14 protein-coding genes and 1 pseudogene are annotated in these 16381 nt (G+C 64.1%); 9 read left to right on the top strand and 6 right to left on the bottom strand.

Translation table 11 applies throughout. The features are described 5' to 3' along the window. Position 1: 1 nt before the first annotated feature. Positions 2-1282, bottom strand: a complete 1281-nt coding sequence (locus B9D87_RS10015) for an amidohydrolase family protein (RefSeq protein WP_007770086.1) — start codon at positions 1280-1282, stop codon at positions 2-4. A 121-nt stretch (positions 1283-1403) separates the two neighbouring features. Further along, positions 1404-2036: a TetR/AcrR family transcriptional regulator gene (locus B9D87_RS10010; protein ID WP_007770089.1), complete on the bottom strand. Its 633-nt coding sequence runs from the start codon at positions 2034-2036 to the stop codon at positions 1404-1406. A gap of 151 nt (positions 2037-2187) precedes the next feature. On the opposite strand from B9D87_RS10010, the gene B9D87_RS10005 reads away from it, so the two are divergent. After that, entirely contained in the window at positions 2188-3333 is a 1146-nt protein-coding gene (locus tag B9D87_RS10005) for an ABC transporter substrate-binding protein (protein ID WP_007770091.1), read from the top strand. Here the strand turns inward: B9D87_RS10005 and B9D87_RS10000 are convergent. Then, positions 3325-4398, bottom strand: a complete 1074-nt coding sequence (locus tag B9D87_RS10000) for an NAD(P)H-dependent amine dehydrogenase family protein (protein ID WP_007770093.1) — start codon at positions 4396-4398, stop codon at positions 3325-3327. The two genes, B9D87_RS10005 and B9D87_RS10000, sit on opposite strands and share 9 nt — an antisense overlap. Positions 4399-4514: 116 nt before the next feature. Between B9D87_RS10000 and B9D87_RS09995 the strand changes: the two genes are divergently transcribed. Genes B9D87_RS09995 through B9D87_RS09985 form a run of 3 tightly spaced genes read left to right on the top strand, consistent with a single transcriptional unit; the run spans position 4515 to position 7871 of the window. Continuing rightward, positions 4515-5753, top strand: coding sequence for a cytochrome P450 (locus tag B9D87_RS09995; RefSeq protein WP_007770095.1), 1239 nt, complete (start codon positions 4515-4517; stop codon positions 5751-5753). 15 nt (positions 5754-5768) lie between these two features. Next, positions 5769-6833 carry an NAD(P)H-dependent amine dehydrogenase family protein gene (locus tag B9D87_RS09990; RefSeq protein ID WP_040629703.1) on the top strand — a complete coding sequence of 355 codons (1065 nt, stop codon included), beginning with the start codon at positions 5769-5771 and terminating at the stop codon, positions 6831-6833. A 42-nt stretch (positions 6834-6875) separates the two neighbouring features. Continuing rightward, entirely contained in the window at positions 6876-7871 is a 996-nt protein-coding gene (locus tag B9D87_RS09985) for a hypothetical protein (RefSeq protein WP_040629704.1), read from the top strand. A gap of 72 nt (positions 7872-7943) precedes the next feature. Here the strand turns inward: B9D87_RS09985 and B9D87_RS09980 are convergent, their stop codons facing one another. Together B9D87_RS09980 and B9D87_RS09975 are read right to left on the bottom strand one after the other, a co-directional pair. Beyond that, complete coding sequence (locus tag B9D87_RS09980; RefSeq protein ID WP_007770101.1) at positions 7944-8747, bottom strand: SDR family NAD(P)-dependent oxidoreductase; 804 nt, start codon at positions 8745-8747, stop codon at positions 7944-7946. Positions 8748-8762: 15 nt separating this feature from the next. Then, positions 8763-9541, bottom strand: a pseudogene (locus tag B9D87_RS09975) (SDR family oxidoreductase). A 342-nt stretch (positions 9542-9883) separates the two neighbouring features. Here B9D87_RS09975 and B9D87_RS09970 point away from each other — a divergent pair. From B9D87_RS09970 to B9D87_RS09955, 4 genes are read left to right on the top strand one after another with little or no spacing between them, the layout of a single operon-like run. Beyond that, on the top strand, positions 9884-11080 hold the full coding sequence (locus tag B9D87_RS09970; RefSeq protein ID WP_007770104.1) for a cytochrome P450: 1197 nt from the start codon (positions 9884-9886) through the stop codon (positions 11078-11080). A gap of 1 nt (position 11081) precedes the next feature. Beyond that, positions 11082-12149, top strand: coding sequence for a spirocyclase AveC family protein (locus B9D87_RS09965; RefSeq protein ID WP_007770105.1), 1068 nt, complete (start codon positions 11082-11084; stop codon positions 12147-12149). A gap of 54 nt (positions 12150-12203) precedes the next feature. Further along, positions 12204-13307 carry a hypothetical protein gene (locus B9D87_RS09960; RefSeq protein WP_007770106.1) on the top strand — a complete coding sequence of 368 codons (1104 nt, stop codon included), beginning with the start codon at positions 12204-12206 and terminating at the stop codon, positions 13305-13307. Next, a complete protein-coding gene (locus tag B9D87_RS09955; RefSeq protein ID WP_007770107.1) occupies positions 13304-14053 on the top strand; it encodes an alpha/beta fold hydrolase in 750 nt (249 codons plus the stop codon). Before B9D87_RS09960 ends, B9D87_RS09955 begins: the two co-directional genes overlap by 4 nt. 53 nt (positions 14054-14106) lie before the next feature. On the opposite strand, the gene B9D87_RS09950 is transcribed toward B9D87_RS09955, so the two are convergent. Continuing rightward, the gene (locus B9D87_RS09950; RefSeq protein WP_040630095.1) at positions 14107-15717 is read right to left on the bottom strand and encodes a class I adenylate-forming enzyme family protein; all 1611 of its coding nucleotides are present in this window, start codon (positions 15715-15717) and stop codon (positions 14107-14109) included. Between the two features lie 111 nt (positions 15718-15828). Between B9D87_RS09950 and B9D87_RS09945 the strand changes: the two genes are divergently transcribed. Then, entirely contained in the window at positions 15829-16359 is a 531-nt protein-coding gene (locus B9D87_RS09945) for a nuclear transport factor 2 family protein (RefSeq protein ID WP_040630098.1), read from the top strand. Positions 16360-16381: the final 22 nt, after the last annotated feature.

The raw sequence follows: 16381 nt of genomic DNA, 5'->3' as shown, positions 1-16381 counted from the left end.
GTCAGACATCGAGTTTGGCGCTGACGGAGGCGAGGGTCGCGCCCGCGGTGCGTTCGAACCGGCCGTGGTCGAAGCTGCGGATCTCGACGTCGTGGTCACCGACCTCGGCGCGCAGGGCGCCGACCGTGCACTGCTGGCGAGTTCGATGTTCAAAGGGGTCGAACGAATACCACCGGCAGGCATTCTCATAGGTGATCTTGTTGACCTCGTCGTCGGGCACACCCGCCATGACGAGCGCAAGTTCCTCGGCGGCCCCGGGCCACGACGAATCCGAATGTGGATAATCGCATTCCCAAGCGATGTTGTCGATGCCGACGTCGTGGCGCAGCTTGACACCGATTGGATCGGCTATGAAGCAGGTCAGGAAGCGTTCCCGGAAGACTTCGCTGGGCAGCCGGTCGCCAAAGTCCTGGCCCGTCCACAGGTGGTGCATCTCGTAAGTGCGGTCGAGCCGGTCGACGAAATACGGGATCCACCCCGTGCCGCCCTCGGAGAGGGCGAACCGGACCTGGGGGAATTCCTGGATGACGCGCGACCACAGCAGGTCGGCGGCCGCCGAGCAGACATTCATCGGCTGCAGCGTGATCATGACGTCGATGGGAGCGTTGTCCGCCGTCATCGTGATCTTGCCCGACGACCCCAGGTGAACCGAGAGGACCGTGTCGGTGTCCGCGAGCGCGCGCCACATCGGATCCCAGTACTCGTCGTGGAAGCTCGGGAAGCCCAGGGTGGCCGGATTTTCGGTGAAAGTCACCGAGTGGCAGCCCTTCTCGGCATTGCGGCGGATCTCCGCGGCGCACAGCTGCGGGTCCCACAGCACCGGGAGTCCCATCGGCAGGAACCGTCCCGGATAGGAGCCGCACCACTCATCGATGTGCCAGTCGTTGTACGCCCGGGTGACGGCGAGGGCGAGGTCTTTGTCGGGATGCGTGGCGAACAGCCGGCCGGCGAAACCGGGGAAGGACGGGAAACACATCGAACCGAGCACACCGCCGGCGTCCATGTCCTTGACTCGCTCGTGGATGTCGTAGCACCCCGGCCGCATCTCGTCGAAAGCGGTGGGTTCGATGCCGTACTCCTCGCGTGGGCGGCCCGCCACGGCGTTGAGGCCGATGTTGGGAATGATCGCGCCGTTGAAGGTCCAGACCTCGGAGCCGTCGGGCTGGCGGACGACTCGCGGCGCCTCGTCGGCGTATTTGGCGGCGATCCTGCCCTTGAACAGGTCCGGGGGCTCCACCAGATGGTCGTCGACGCTGACCAGGATCATGTCTTCGGGCTGCATGGGTCTCCTTGTGCAGAGGTTGAGAGCGAGGCTATCAGCTAGGCGGAGGATCTATATACAATTTATGGAAATGGACATTTTCACCACCGCGGCGCTAGGCCATCTGCGTTGACTGGGATGATCACCGCCGCAATGAGTTTCGGGGCTCGACGGCAAACGAGAGCAACAGCCGGTCGAGGACCTTGGCGGCTCGACGGCGCGCCTTGGTGGGGTTTGCCGCATGCGCAACCAAGAGTGCGGCTTCCTCGAGCGCCGCGACCAACATGTGGGTCAGCTCTCCGACGGGTTGGTCGTCGATGATGCCCGCGGCGATCGCTTCGCGGACAACGTCGTTGATAAGGGCGATGCTGTTGTTCTCCTGGATCTCGCGCAGAGTCTGCCAGCCCAACACCACCGGTCCGTCGATCAGCATGACCCGCTGCACTGCGGGTTCGGTCGCCGCCTCGAGAAATCCATGCAGGCCGCTCGTGAGCCGCTCCCATGGGTCGGCGCCGGGCGGGGGAGCGGCGATGGAGCGAAGCGTGAGGTCGTTCTCGACATCTTCGAAGACGGCGCGAAACAGCTCGGCCTTGTCTTTGAAGTGGTGATAGAAGGCGCCGCGCGTGCCGACGCCCGACTTCGTCACGAGGTCGCCGATGCTCGTATTGAAAAATCCGCGTTCTACGAACAATTCCCGGCCCGCCTCGATCAGGTCGCGACGGGTCCGCTCGCCACGCGCGCGCCGATCGTCGTCCGCCCCACCGCGTTGCGCCATGCCGATGATCGTAGCAACATTCAAGCTGTATGTTGAGTGGTGGGCCGGGATTGCCTCAAATCGCGTCGTTTTCCGTAAACGTCTGTTTCCACCGCGCAGGAATGCTGCGCGCCCATCGATCTCGACAACCTTCATCCGGTATGTTGCCGCTATGGCAGACGATGACGTTCGCGCGTACGGGTCGGTCGCCCCCCTGAAAGTCGGCTTGCTCAACGACTATCCGACCACGGGCGACACCGACAACGACAGCCGCGACGCGCTGCGGCTGGTGATGGACGAAGCCCTTTCCTCCGGGTTGATCGACCGGCCCATCGAACTGGTCATCCGCGATGTGGTGGGCTTGCCCAACGGTACCTATCTTGCGGTCGAACGGGCCTTCGACGAGCTCGTGGCGGAGGGTTGTCTGGCCATTTTCGGGCCCTGGGTGTCGGACAACGTGGTGCCGCTGCGATCCCACGTCGATGCCACCGCGCGGGTTCCGATCGTCACCCTGTCGGGTTCGGAGGGGGCTCTCGGCGACTGGTGTTTCGCGCTGAACAACGGCTCGATGCCTGAAGAGCCGGTGATGTTGGCCGCGGTAATGATCGGCGATGGTCGGTCGCGCATCGCCATCGCCTACGAGTCGTCGCTCATTGGCAAAGAGTATCTCGCTTTCGCTCAAAAAGCTTATGATGCAGCGGGTTTGAAGGTCGTTGCGACCGTCGCGATTCCCCAGGTCGAGGCTGATAAGTCAGAGACGGTGACGGCGTTGCGCGCGTCGCAACCCGACGCGCTGGTGCACGTCGGATTCGGACATGGCTTGTGGGGTTTCACGGATGCGCTGTTGGCCGCGGGCTGGGATCCGCCGCGATACACGACAACGGCATTCGAAATGGCGCATATCAACGCCGAGTGGATGCGGCACCTGTCCGGCTGGATCGGCCTGGACAGCTACGACGAGCGCAATACCGTCTGCCAGGCCTTCCTGGACCGCTTCGAGGCACGATATGGCCGCCGTCCGCAGCACTCGATGCCGGGCCTGTCGCACGACGCAGCCACCGTAATCGTGCGTGCGCTCGCGGCGGCGCGCCCGTTGACCGGCGAAGGTGTGAAGAACGGAATGGAGCAGGTGAAGCTCGTTCCGTCGGCCAGCGGCGCGCCGGGGACGTTCTTGCGGTTTGGCCGGTACATCCGACAGGGCTGGATGGGGTCGGACTATCTCGTGGCCCGGCGGGTGTTGCCTGACGGCAGCGCGCACGTTTTCCATGCGGCGCCCAGCGACCACATCGCGCGTGCGGTCGCTTGCGTCTCAACCTAGTTGGATCGCGCCGAACACCGGTGCTGTCACGATGCCGGGTGGTTGGGCCAGCACGTAGGGAATGGCGCGAACCGCGCCCATCGCGATCATCAGGTGACCAGGCATGGCGTGCTGGCCCGATGGTGTCGCGCCGTCGAATGCCACGTCGAGCTGTAGTTCAAAGCTCGGCTCGCCTTTGATGACCGCGCGGATCAGCGGCGCCTTCTCGCCGGGCCCCAGTGGCGTCATACCCCACTGGGGAAGGTCGCGGGTAAGAACCCACTCTTCGTGAATGGCCAGCAATGGGCGTCCCGACCAGTGACCGATCCATGAGAAGCGCTGCCCGACAACTGCTCCCGCCTCGATCGTGCCGGCGAGGACTTCGATGTCGTGGGGCAGCGTGGTGGCGTCGACCTCCACATCGATGTGCGACAGGGTGATCCCAAAGACGTCAGCCGTGGCATTGAGAGCCTGGCGGTAGGCCATGTCGAGCTTCGTGATGATCGGGGAGTCAATGCTGACATCTTCTGGTGGCCTGCCCATGCCCATGAGGTCGACGAGCATCGGTCGACTGCTTACGGCTGATACGTCGGTGGCCTCGTAGAGGTCGATGCGTTCGATGGATTTACTCAACCCGGTCACGGTCGCGACCAGTCGCTCGAGCATGAAACCGGGGTTCTCGCCCGCCGCGTGGAAGCGGGACCCGCCCTGCCGGCACGCCCTCGCGAAGGCTGCCTCGGTCTCCGCGCCGTAGGTGGGCAGGTGGTTGTACGACGTCGTGGTGATGACGGTGCTGCCCGCCGCGAGGAGGCGGCAGATGTCCTCAGCGTTCGTCTCGACGGCATGGGCCTTGCTGGCCGCGTGCACAACGACGTCGGCACGCAGGTCGATGATCTCGTCTTTGTCCGCGGTCGCGATCACACCCGTCGTTGGTGGTAACCCGCAGAGTGCGCCCGCGTCGAGACCGGCCTTCGCCGGGTCGTACACCAGCACACCCACCAACTGATAATGCGGGTTCTCAATGAGCTCCTGCAGTGCGGCGCGGCCGACCGCGCCTGTCGCCCATTGAACGACTCGAATGACCAATCGAATGCTCCGTGTTGCGCTTTCGGATTTCCCCGAGGTTCTGGTTCATTCAACCTACATCATGTAGGTTTGCAACCGACAAGCTGTATGTTGAACCGCCGTTCGGGAGGTGGCACGTGGCGGAGCCTGCGGTTACCGACGACATCGAGCAACGCATCCGCGAGGCGCAGGAGAAGTTCAACGCCGGCATGGGCGCCGACGGCGATGCGACCCCGTACCCGCTGCTGCGCGAGCTGCGCCAGAAGGCGCCCGTTCACCCGGGCTGGCCGGAGATGGGCGTTCCGGAGGACGGATCCGACGGCACGAAGACATTCACTGCATACTCGTTCGACGCGGTCAAAGCCGTCTTCACCGACAACATCACGTTCAGCACCCGAATCTACGAGGACATGGTGCGACCGCTGCAGGGCCCGACGATCCTGGAAATGCAGGAGCCCGAGCACGCGACGTACCGCAGGCTGCACGAATTCGCTTTTGCCAGGTCCTCGATGAATCGCTGGGACACCGAACTGGTCGGACCCCTCGTGGATCGCACGATCGCGAAATTCCGTGACGACAAGCGCGCCGACTTGGTCAGTGCGGTGTTCATGCCGATCCCGGTCCGGATCATCGCCGCCCTTCTCGGGTTGCCCGAGGCCGATATCGGTGAGTTCCACCGGCTGGCCATCGACCTGCTTGGGTTTCGCGCCGACATGGACACGGCGATGAAGGCTTCGGCGGAGATGAAGGAGTACTTCGTCGGAGTCCTTGCCGATCGGCGCAAGTCGCCAAAGGACGACATGGTGACCATCCTGTCCCAAGCCGAGATCGACGGCGTCACAATGTCGGATGAGCAAATCTACGGATTCATGCGCAATCTCCTGCCCGCGGGGGCAGAGACCACGTCGCGATCGACGGCCAGCCTCGCGTTGGCCCTGTTGACCCACACCGACCAGCTCGCCGCGGTGCGCGCCGACCGCGGCCTGTTGCCGCAGGCGATCGAGGAGGGCATCCGGTGGGAGACGCCGCTGCTCAACTTCATCCGGGAGGTCACTGCCGACACCGAGTTCTTCGGGCTCCATATCCCCAAGGGTTCGACGATGATGGTCAACCTCGGCAGCGCCAACCACGACGAGACGCGATGGGAGAACGCCGAGTCCTTTGACATCTTTCGGGACCGCAAGCCCCACATCGGTTTTGGCCACGGTGCGCACGTGTGCTTGGGAATGCACCTGGCGCGGTTGGAGAGCACCAAGATCTTCAACGCGCTGCTCGACGAACTTCCAGGGCTGCGACTCGACCCCGATGCTCCGGCGCCCTATGTAACAGGCACGATGTTTCGTTCCCCACCACGCCTCGACGTCGTGTGGGATTAGAGGGGATCGCCTGACATGACTCGCGTGATCCAATGGGCTACCGGGGTGACCGGAGCAATGTCATTGCGGCACATCCTGAGTCGGCCGGACCTGGAACTGGCCGGCGTACGGGTCTACGACCCGGGAAAAGCCGGGATCGATGCGGGCACCCTGTGCGGAATGCCCGAAACAGGGGTGCTGACCTCTGCCGATCGCGATGCCATCATCGCTACCGATGCTGACGTGGTGCTCTACATGGGCAAAGTGGAGACCGACACGCCGGGCTGCTTCGCCGATGTCTGTGATCTGTTGGCCTCCGGCAAAAACGTGGTGGCCACCGGAAGTCGGTTTGTGCATCCCCGCTCTCTGCATGAATCGCTGGCAGATGCAATCGAAAAAGCTTGCCGCGCCGGCAGTTCGTCGTTTCTCGGGCTGGGCCTGTACCCGGGCTTCGTCGCTGAGTCGCTCGCCCCTGTGCTGTCCCGGCTGACCGAGCGCACCAGTCGGATCAGTGTGCGGGAGGTACTGAATTACTCGACCTATGCCAGCCACGACCTGATCTTCAACGCGATGGGGTTCGGTCATGCGCCGGATGATCCCACCCCGTTGCTGACGAACACCGACTATGCAGCGAGCGCATGGCTCGGCAGCGCGACCGTCCTCGCGCAGGCGCTCGGACTCCATATCCGGTCCATCGAGGGCTTTCGCGAGGTCGTGACGACGCCCAGGGCGCTGACGGTGGCTGCGGGAAAGATCCCGGCAGGAACCGTGGGCGCCATGCGTTTCGGCGTGGTGGCCGACTGCGGCGAGACGACACTCGCCGTCGAACACCTCACCAGGATGGCCGACGACCTGGCCCCCGACTGGCCGACGGAGATCGGTTACGCGGTGACCTTCGAGGGCAAGCCCAATATGACCTTGCAACTCGTGATCGGGTCCCACGACCAGGATCACGCCGAGCAGGGCTGTCTGGCCACCGCCATGCACGCCATCAACGCCATCCCCGCCGTTATCGCGGCCGAGCCGGGACTCTACGACTTGTCGACGATCACCCCGTTCGTCGCGCACTGGACCGAGCGCGGCGTCCTACCCACCACATAGGCGCCTAGCCTGCGTCCGCCGTGACCTCGCGAGGAGAGTTGAGTGCTCAAATCAGTTGATTTCCAGGTTGTTCGCGACCGACCAACCCTTGACCATTACCGCCGCGAATGGGTCCCGCGTCCTGGCATGGGGCTGTCGGGAATCTGGCTCGGCGCAGTCGTCGCCGACGCATCCGGCCAGAACTACTGGGGAGTGCGGGGATGTGACGACTTCCTCACCGGAATGACCCACGTCGTATCCCCGGTGTGTGGATTTCGATCGCTGCCGAAAAGCCTTGACGTCGAGGCGCCGCACCTTTACCTCGAGTACTCGACGGTCGACTGGTTCGAACCGCTGCAGTACGTCGATGATGGCCAGGCTGTGAAGCTGTCGTATCCGAGTGGACGGATCGACCGCGATGCCAACGAGTTCCACTGGTATGACGCCGGCAATCGATGGGAGATACACGGGCGGACGGTCAGCGACATCGTCCTCACGCACGTGCCGGCACAGGACGGCATCGACGACGACGTGTATTACCGCCACGAGCTGATGTACGCCACCGGCACGGTTGACGGTATCGAGGTGTCAGGCTATGCCCATCAGGACTTCGCGTACGGACCGCCGAAGAAGGTGTACACCGAACTTCCCATCGCCCGGCACCTGCAAGGTATGTGGGTTTCCTGGCTGCATGAGTTCGACGATGGACAGTTGGGCGGTGGTAGCTTCTGGCAGGGCCGCGAAGGTGTGGATTTCGGTCCGGGCTATCAGCTCAAAGACGGTGTCACCACGGTGCACAAGGACATCGCCGCCGAGCCGACGTTCAACAACGCCGGACGGATGACAGCGCTGGAGGCGACCATCGGCACCGATTCGTACAGCTTCTCCTTCGAATCCAGCGGCAGCCCGCTGCACGTCTTCGGTTCCGTGACAAGCACGTCATCGGGTGTGCGACCGGCGCGAAGCTGGTGCTGGGTCGAGTACACCGGAAGTATGCTGACACCGGAGCTGCTCGATGCGGCCACCGCCATGTTCGCGCTGGCCCGCGGGCTCCACTGATGACGTTGGCCGGCAACGCGGCATCGGGTGCACCTACGAGTTCGCCTGGACCTGAGAACGGTTGGCCCATGGTCAGACGAAGTCGGAGCCACCGTCGACGTTGACGGTGGCACCTGTCACGTAGCCGTTTCGCCGTGACGCCAGATAGGCGGTTGCGGATGCGATCTCTTCGGGCAACCCGGCGCGACCGACGTCGCAGGGATGGCCGTAGGTCTTCTCGACCCAGGACATCACATGCTTCGGATCCGATGAGTCGAGCCCGTCGGCGGCAAGCACATCCCGCAAGACCTCGGTGAAGCTAGCCGTCACTATCGTACCGGGGCACACGCAATTGACCAGGATACCCTCGGCGCCAAGGCTTTTAGACAGGTTCTTGGTGAAGCTCGACAACGCCGATTTGGCGGCCGTGTAGGCGACCAGCCGCGAGCTCTGGCGCTGGATCGAGTGCGCCGAGAGGGTGACGATGCGAGCCCAATCCGCCGATCGCAACAGTGGCAGCGCGGCCCGCACCGAGCGCACAGCGGAGAGCGTACCGAGATCGAATGCGGCGTACCAGTCGTCGTCGTCGAGATCTTCGAACGCGCCCGCGTTCGGACCGACGGTGTGCACCAGCACATTCAGGCTATCCCAGGCATGCCCAACGGACGCGAACGCCGATACGATGGACTCGGGATCCGACATGTCGACGCTGATCGTCAGCACTTCGGGAGCGCCCGCGCTGCGGATCCTCCTCGCAGCCGAGTCCAACGCGGCGTGGCCGCGTGCCATGATCGCCACCGAAGCGCCCTCGGCGCCGAGACTCTCGGCTATCGCCAGCCCCATCCCCTTGCTGCCTCCGGTCACGACCGCCGTTGCGCCGTGGAAGCCTAGGTCCATCGGGCAATCCTTCCTCTACCGGCTACCGGGGAATGCCTGCTGGCCCTTGATGATCCGGGGAGCCAGGTGGACGATCTCGCTGACCACGGTGGGGTTGGCGTGCGACATGGCGATCAGAGAAAGCATTGCGTTGGCCACGTCATCGACGGTCGACATCTCTTCCGGAATCTGGCCACCGCGCGCCCAAGACCGGTATAGATCAGCGAGCAGATCGCGGTCTGCTCCGCGTAGGATCTCGGTGTCACAAGTGGGGCCGACGCTGACGCGGATCACGGCGAGCTCGGGATGTTCGGCCCGCCAGGAGCGCAGGATCTCGTCGAGCGCGGCCTTGCTCGCATGGTAGGCCGCCACACCCGGGCGGGGCGGCCTACGTCGTGGCTCGACGCGATGACGACCGTTGCGTTGTCGGCCAAGTGGGGGAGGGCCGTTCGCAGTACGTGCGAGGCCCCCACGGCGTTGACGGCGTACGCGTGCAGCCAGGTCTCCACGTCGGTCTCTTCGATCAGCGCGAACGGCACCGCGGCACTGGTGAATACGACAGCGTCGATCTTCCCGAAATTGGCAACGACCTGGCTGATGACGTGTTCGATGGCGCGCGGATCGGACACGTCGAGCTCGTGTGCCGATCCGCCGAGTCGGTCGGCCAGTTCTGTCAGGCGGTCTATCCGCCGCGCGGCGAGTGCCACCGTTGCGCCCCTGGAGTGCGCCGCAAGGGCCAATGCCTGTCCGATGCCGGACGATGCCCCGATGATCAACATCCGCGTCCCCGCGATGCTGGAGTGCCGGTCGCTCATACTCTGCTTCCTTCGGGAGATTTCGTGGTGGACGACTGCGCCGACGTTACCCCGATTCTCGCATACGAGAATTATTATTCTCATGGCTGGGTCGGTTAGGTCCTACTCGGGCACGTCGGCCGGTGCAACGGCAAGGGTGCCGCCTTCCGCCGATCGGCGCGGATAGGGCGGCTCGACGATTCGGGGCGAACGGGCACGTCAGCACGCGAACGCGGGCAAACCGGCCGAGGTGGCGGAAAAGTCGGACCCAAACCGGACACAAAGCTTGTTTGCGTTTCGCGATAACACCTATTCTCAACAGGTCGAGGGTGTGTCTCGACGCGAGGTAGGAAGGGCCACTGCGTGACGCAAACCGTGAGCGGCGAGCCGTACTACGACCCCTTCGACTTCGAGATCGACGATGATCCCTACCCGGTGTGGAAGCGGCTGCGCGATGCGGCCCCCCTCTACCACAACGAGAAATACGGATTCTACGCACTGAGCCGGTACGACGACGTGGCGCGCGAGCTCACCAATTGGAATGACTACCGATCGGGCAAGGGCACCATCGTCGAAGTCATCCTCAATGGGCTCGAAGTGCCACCGGGGGTGATTCTGTTTGAGGATCCTCCGATTCATGACGCCCATCGCCGGCTGTTGTCGGGAGTGTTCACGCCGCGCCGTATGGCAGCGGTCGAGCCGCTTGCCAGAGAGTTCTGTCGGCGCGCGCTGGAGCCCCTCACGGGGGCAGACACATTCGACTTCATCGCCGACCTCGGGGCGTGGATGCCGATGCGCACGATCGGCTACCTGCTGGGGATTCCCGAAGACCGTCAGGTTGCCATCCGCCAACGCACGGATCGGCTGCTCGCACTCGATGCCGACGGACCGGGTGACGTCGCTGCGGACATGCTCACCCGAACCGGCTCGATGCTCGAAGAATTCATCGACTGGCGCTATGAGCACCCCTCCGACGACCTGATGACCGAATTGGTCAATGCCGAGGTCGATGAACCCGACGGCTCCCGGCGCCGACTGACCCGTCAGGAGGTGCTGACCTACACCGGAACCGTTGTGGGTGCGGGCAACGAAACCACGACCCGGTTGATCGGATTCGCCGGGGCGCTGTTGTCCGACCATCCAGAACAGCGCCGCGAGCTGGCGGCCGATTTCAGCCTGATACCCGGTGCGGTCGAAGAGATTCTGCGCTACGAAGCGCCGTCACCGGTGCAGGCTCGCTACGTCGCCCGTGACGCGGAGCACTACGGGCAACAGGTTCCGGAGGGGTCGGTGATGCTGTTGCTCAACGGTTCGGCCAACCGCGACGAACGTCAGTTTCCCGACGCGGACAGGTTCGACATCCACCGGAAGGCGGCGCATCTGTCCTTCGGGCAGGGCATCCATTTCTGTCTTGGTGCCGCGCTGGCGCGGGTGCAGGCGCGGGTCGCGCTCGAGGAGGTCCTGTCACGGTGGCCGGACTGGGAGGTCGACTATGACAAGGCACAGCGCGCGCACACTACCAGCGTCCGGGGCTGGGCCACCCTACCGGCGAGGCTATGACATGACGAATACCGTTGACCCCGAGATTGAATCGGGCCGCACGGGGCCGGTTGACGCGACCGGGACGTCCTCGCTGCCGGCCCGGGCCGGGTGGGGTCTTTTCATCGTCGCCTACCTGGCGTTCGCGATATTGACCGTCTCAACCGTTCAAACCGGTACCCACGGGGATCCCCGGATTACCAACCCCACTCCGGGCCCGGCGCCATATCCGCCGTTCCTCGGGTTCGACAACTGGCCGTTGGTGGTCTCCTCCAGTTCCATCCCGCTGGCGATCGGTCTGATCGGATCGTTGGTGTGGCTGTCGGTACGACAGCGCAGGGTGCATTGGGCCGTGGTGATCGCGTTCGCCGGTCTGATCACCGGCGCTATGGATCCATTGGCCAACTGGGCGACATTCGCCATCTTCGACCCGCGCATGCTGCACTTCCCGCTGTCGTGGCCGTATATTAGGATTGCGCCGAATCTCGAGCCCGCGTTGTCATTTCTCGGGGGCTATGCGGCCTATTACCTCCTCAGTGGGCTGGGAATCCTCCAACTGCATGACCGCTTCCTGGATCCGATGTTCCGGCGCGCCAGTTGGCTTGCGCACCAACGCCTCGCTGCGGTCTTCCTCGGCGCGTTCCTTATCTCTATACCGCTCAACGGGCTCGTTCAGTTCACCTGGTTGAGATTCGGGATCTTTTACTACTCCGAGGCGGTGGGACCCACCCTGCAGATCGGCCACATCCATTTCCCGATCGTCATGGCGGTGTACGACTCGTTCATCTTCGCGATGGTCGCGGTCATGTGCGTCCGCGACGACGGCGGCGAACTGTTGCTGATCACCCGGATCGCCCGTCGGATTCCGGCGCGACCGGGCCGCAATGAGGTGACACTGACGCGCCAGCTGCTCGCTTCGGTTGCGGTGGGCCTGGTGTCCTTTGCCGTACCGCTGGCGGTGCTGGCCGGCCTGCGCGCCGCGGGACTGTCGTCACCCGCGTACGAGCAGAACCCGTATCCGAATGTCAAGGTATACGACCCATACGGACATCTCGAGAAATCGGGCAAGCCGGGGCCTTTCTACAAGTGATCCACTTCGTTCGAGTCGTACGGGCTCGGTTGATTGTGAGCGGAAGGAGCGGCGATGACTGATGACGCCGTCGATCGGTACCGTGTCGTCCACATCGGGACGGGGCTCACAGGAAGAGAAGCGTTGCGAGCAACGATCCTTGACCCGGCCCTGGATCTCGTCGGCGTCAAGGTTTCAACGCCGAGCAAGGTCGGAGCCGATGCGGGCCTGCTCTGCGGTGTCGACGCCGTGGGAGTGACCGCAACAGCAGACATGGCGGAAATCATTGCGCTCAAGCCTGATTGCGTGTCCTACTGCGCAACAGCGGTTCGCCGAGAGGAAGACGCAATCGCGGACATCGCCGCGCTGCTGGAGTCGGGGATCGATGTCGTGACGATTTCCACGATTCCGATGGTGTACCCGGACGCCGCGCCGCATCACTGGCGTGCACTGCTCGATTCAGCCACCAAAAAGGGTCATTCGACGTTCTACGCGACCGGTAGTGAGCCCGGCTTCATCAGCCTCAATCTTCCGACCGCCCTGCTCTCCGGCGCGGGTAGGGTGACCTCGTACCGGATGGATGAATACGCGGTCGACTTGGACAAGGCCTATCCCATTTGGGATGTGCTACATGAGTCGATGGGTTTCGGCAAACCGGACGGCCACGTCCCGGTCCGCATAGCCTCGGGCAAGGTGAATCATGACTGGGAGACGGTCGTGCGCTATATCGCGGACCTGCTCGGCATCGAACTCGACGGCGTAGAGCTCGACTGGGAGACAGTGTTGGCCCCGGCCGATCTGCCCACGGCCCTCGCCGTGGTGCCGGCGGGCACAATCTGTGGGCACCGCTGGCGGCTGGCCGGAGTGGTCGGTGACCGAAAAGTGGTGGCGGTGCAATACTTCGCGACCGTGAGTTCCACCCCGTGGCCCGAACGGTGGCCCAAACCTTCGCGCGAGGGACAGGGCGGCATGGTTTTTCGTGTTGAAGGCGACCCCAGTATGAGCCTGGAACTGTATTTGGAACAGTCGAGCGATCAGCGGATCAATCCGGGGATCACGGCCACCGCCATGGCTGCGGTGAACGCCATTCCGTGCGTGGTGGCCGCGCCGCCGGGCGTCATCGAAGCACCGCTGGCCGGAGCCGGAATCGTTAGCCGCCTCTCCCGCACCCGACGGTGACCGTATTCGCGCTGCTGCACGGCGGGCTGCACTACGGCTCCTGCTGGGATGCGGTGCGTACAGAGTTGCGGCGGCGAGACCACCGCGCGATCGCACCAGATCTTCCGGTCGACGACGACTCGGCGGGAGCGCTGAAGTGGGCGCAAGTGGCGATCGATGCGATCGAGCGAGAAGTTGACGGCGCTCCCGAGGACGTTGTCGTTGTCGCACACTCCATCTCGGGGTTGTGCGCACCCGTCATCGCCACCTTGTACCCGGTGCGCCACATGGTGTTCGTCGGTGGGCTACTGCCCGTCCCCGGCCAGTCGTTCCTCGAACACCTTGGCGCCAACCCCGACGCGATCACATTTCCCGAGCCGCACGAGCATGGCGACGGCCCGTTCGGCCTTACCTGGGAGTCGGTGCGGGAAGGTTTCTACCATGACTGCCCGGAATCGTTGGCACGTCATGCATTCGACGAACTGAGGTACCAATCGTTCACCGTGTTCACCGAGCGGTGTCCGATCAGCCGCTGGCCCGATACGGCGTCGACTTACGTGCTGATGCGGGACGACCGCGCGGTGGGGGAGTCGTGGGCCCGGCGCAATGCGGTCGCCAGGATCGGGGCACAGGTCGTCGAATTGGACGGCGGCCACTCACCCTTCTTTTCCCGCCCGGCCGAACTGAGCGCGGTGCTGCTGGGTTTAGGGGATCGCAGAGGCGCTGCACGGCATACCGTTGACGCTGATGACCACGAAGACGCCTAATAGTCGGGCGGTCAGGGTAATCCGGGCTGACGGCTAATCGTGCGACTCACCTCCTAGGGACGTGCCAGCATCTCGCTGAGCTGTTGCGCCAGTTCCGACTTCTTAACCTTGCCCGTCGCGGTGAACGGGAGGTCGCGTTTTGCGGTGACCCAGATGAACCTCGGTACCTTGTACGCCGATAGCCGCGTACGCAACTGCGCGCGCAAGGACTCGCCGTCTGGCGCCGATTCGCCGCACGGCACCACGGCCGCGGCGACTACCGTTCCGGCGTCGGTCTCGGCGCCGACCACGTACGCCTCGAGTACGCCATCGCACTCGGCCAGCGCCAATTCCACTTCGCTGGGCGTGACGTTGGTGCCGCCACCCGTCTTGATCAGGTCGCCCAACCGCCCGGTGAATGTGATCCAACCGTCGTCGTATTCGACGCCGCAGTCGCCTGTGCGGTAGTAGCCGTCAGCGGTGAACACCTCCTCGCGCTCACGCTTGTGCAGGCGTTGCATCAACGAGTACCCGCGCACCCAGATCTCGCCGGGCGTACCCACCGGCACCGGCTGTCCCGTCTGGGGGTCGACGAGCAGATGATGTAGCCCTTCGATTGGCGGACCGCCGGTTTCGGACCGATCGGGCGGCTGCGGCAGGTACGGGTCGACCCCGATGTGATTGCCACACAGCTCCGTCATTCCCAGGCCACTAGAGCCCTTGGGCTGACGCTGGGGTGGCACCATCGCCGGCATGCTGGTGCGTCGCACCGAGCTCAGGTCGCGTGCCGGAAACTCGGGATGCTCGGCCAACGTCTTGCCCTGCTGCGGCCAGCCCAGCGTGATCGTCGCGCGGTGTCGCTCCATCAATTCCAGCGCTTCTGCCGCGTCGAACGCGGGTTGGGTAACCAGCGTCGCGCCGTGGTGGATCACCGCGAGCAGCCCCGTGATCAGTCCTCCCACCCAGAAGAAGGGCATGGCTGTGAACATCACGTCATCGTGGGTGAGGCCGTACATGAACGTGAGATTGTAGGTGTGCCGGACGAGGGTGCCCTGGCTGTGCACGGGCCCCTTCGGGTCACCGGTACTGCCCGAGGTGTAAATGATGGCGCCGTCATCGGCTGGCGTCACACACAATTCCACGTCGACCAGGAAGTCGGCGTCGCTGGCCGACATTTCGCGATCACCGTCGATCGCTGTCATCCACGGCTGATCGGATGCGCCCCACACCGCAACGGTCCGCAGGAACGGAGCTTTTCGTACCGCGATGCGGCCAGGATCGCGCTGCTCGGCCAGCCCGGGCAGGGCTTCCTGTAATCGGTCCACGAAGTCGTGGTTGCGAAACCGCGATGACGCCAAGATCGCGCGCAGATCAGCGTGTCGCGCGGTCCAGGCGAGTTCGGACGCCTTATAGAACGTATTGAGCGGCACCGCGACTGCGCCGATGCGTGTGGCGGCAAACCACGTCAATGCCCAGTCGACGCTGTTGGGCATCAAGATACCGACGTGGTCCCCCTTGCCTATCCCCTCGGACAACAGGGCGACCGCCAGCGCAGCTGAACGGCGGTCAAGGTCGCGGTAGGTCAATTCCTGCCCGCCCACGACGAGGAAGGGCTTGTCCCCGAAGCGTGCCGCGGAGGACCTCACCAGAGCAGGAATCGTGGGCAAGATGTTCGGGAAGGGCATGACCGCAGGATAGTAGGATTTGCGCAAAACGAGAACATAGGTTCTCGTTTGTCTACGGCTTACAATTTCGCCATGGTCACCGAAGCGGATCGTTGGGCCGGCGACGATCGGTTGGACCGGCTGGAATCGAGCCTCGCAATCAGTCAGCTGCCCAGCCGCTACGCCATGGCGCTCGACGCGCGCGATCTCGGTGAGCTGGTGGCGCTGTTCGTCGACGATGTCGACGCCGGAGCCGAGGGCCGCGGCAGGGATGCGTTGAGGCGTTGGTACGACCGGGTACTTCGGCGTTTTTACCGCAGCATCCACCTGATCTGCGGCCATCAATTCGACTTCGTCGACGACGACCACGCCATCGGATCTGTGTATTGCCGAGCCGAACACGAGGACGGCGACGGGTGGTTCGTGATCACGATGCGCTATGACGACGTGTACGAGCGTAGGGACGGCCAGTGGCGTTTCGTCAGACGGCGGGAGCACCCTTGGTACTCAGTCGATGTGACCGAGCGCCCCGGACCGGAGTTCATGCGCTGGCCGACCGACATCACGTTGCCTGCGGCCATGCCCCATCGCATGCCCACCTGGCGGGCCTTTTGGGCCGACGGCGACCCTGGGCTTCCGGGACGTCTGTCGACGCGCCCATAGCATCCGGCGCGGGCTGCCGCGC

This window comes from Mycobacterium colombiense CECT 3035 (assembly GCF_002105755.1).
Taxonomy (GTDB): Bacteria; Actinomycetota; Actinomycetes; order Mycobacteriales; family Mycobacteriaceae; genus Mycobacterium; species Mycobacterium colombiense.
The sequence above is the reverse complement of the archived record's forward strand: the minus strand, read 5'-3'. Positions and strand labels throughout refer to the sequence as shown.

Coding starts and splice junctions, on each gene's coding strand:
- B9D87_RS10015 (WP_007770086.1), bottom strand. CDS start 1,282: ATGCAGCCCGAAGACATGATCCTGGTCAGCGTCGACGACCATCTGGTG.
- B9D87_RS10010 (WP_007770089.1), bottom strand. CDS start 2,036: ATGGCGCAACGCGGTGGGGCGGACGACGATCGGCGCGCGCGTGGCGAG.
- B9D87_RS10005 (WP_007770091.1), top strand. CDS start 2,188: ATGGCAGACGATGACGTTCGCGCGTACGGGTCGGTCGCCCCCCTGAAA.
- B9D87_RS09990 (WP_040629703.1), top strand. CDS start 5,769: ATGACTCGCGTGATCCAATGGGCTACCGGGGTGACCGGAGCAATGTCA.
- B9D87_RS09980 (WP_007770101.1), bottom strand. CDS start 8,747: ATGGACCTAGGCTTCCACGGCGCAACGGCGGTCGTGACCGGAGGCAGC.
- B9D87_RS09965 (WP_007770105.1), top strand. CDS start 11,082: ATGACGAATACCGTTGACCCCGAGATTGAATCGGGCCGCACGGGGCCG.
- B9D87_RS09960 (WP_007770106.1), top strand. CDS start 12,204: ATGACTGATGACGCCGTCGATCGGTACCGTGTCGTCCACATCGGGACG.
- B9D87_RS09950 (WP_040630095.1), bottom strand. CDS start 15,717: ATGCCCTTCCCGAACATCTTGCCCACGATTCCTGCTCTGGTGAGGTCC.